Genomic DNA, 847 nt, shown 5'->3' with positions numbered 1-847 from the left:
ACCTGGAAGTCGGTGAGGTTGAGCACCTCGCCACCCTCCAGCGTCACCTTGCTCTGGCGCGGCGAAAACAGGCCGTGCGCATCGATCTTTTCGACCATCTCGCGGGTGGCTCGGAAGTCGATCTGGAACTGGTTGCAGAAGGCGAGCGCCTGTCTGGTCGCTTCGGTCGGCTCGTTGCCGGCGAAGAACGGCGCGATCTTGTCGTCGCGCAACGGCGCCAGCAGCTGGTCGACGACACGGTCGCTTGCCCGGTCGGCGCACAGCGTCAGCCGGCCGGCCGATGTCGGGTCTTCGGCCAGGATGAAGGGATAGCGGCGGACATAGGCGGGGATGTAGTGCGGCCCGGTCCATTTGCCGTCGGCATCGACGAACAGATTCTCGTTCTGGCGCACGCCGGTGATGATCACCGGCGACTTGGTCGGGCCGATGAAGACGATCGGGTAGGAGCGCATCGCCGCCGGCATCTCCGACGCGACCACCGGAATGGCGTGCGCCGAGCGGGCGAAGCCGAAGTCACTGCGCGCTGTCAGGCCAAGCGAGCCGTGCCGCGCCGGATTGAGCGCCTCGGGCCTCGAATAGAACAGCGGCAACGCATCGCTCGGCACGTCCGTCTTTGCATCCGCCATCATCCGTCTCCCGCACGCCCATCAGGCTGCCAATGGTCCCGAAGCCGGGATCTATGCTTTGTTTGCGCTGATCTTGGATCGAAAGGAATCCCGCGCAGGACAAAGTACTACAGCGTCTCTTGCGCGCATAAAAGGACAGGCGGTGCTGTATCTTTGGGATTTGCGGCGATCGATTGTCTTGGGGAACACGACCGCCGCCTGTCCTTTTATGCGCGCAAGAG

1 protein-coding gene is annotated in these 847 nt (G+C 63.8%); it reads right to left on the bottom strand.

Translation table 11 applies throughout. The annotated features are described in order from the left end of the window. Positions 1–626: SapC family protein (locus EN914_RS36960; protein WP_127389757.1), on the bottom strand; the 626-nt coding region annotated here is incomplete at its 3' end. Positions 627–847 lie beyond the last annotated feature (221 nt).

Origin of the sequence: Mesorhizobium sp. M7A.F.Ca.CA.001.08.2.1, assembly GCF_003998455.1 — a bacterium.
Taxonomy (GTDB): domain Bacteria; phylum Pseudomonadota; class Alphaproteobacteria; order Rhizobiales; family Rhizobiaceae; genus Mesorhizobium; species Mesorhizobium ciceri.
This window is presented reverse-complemented; position numbering and strand designations above follow the sequence as displayed.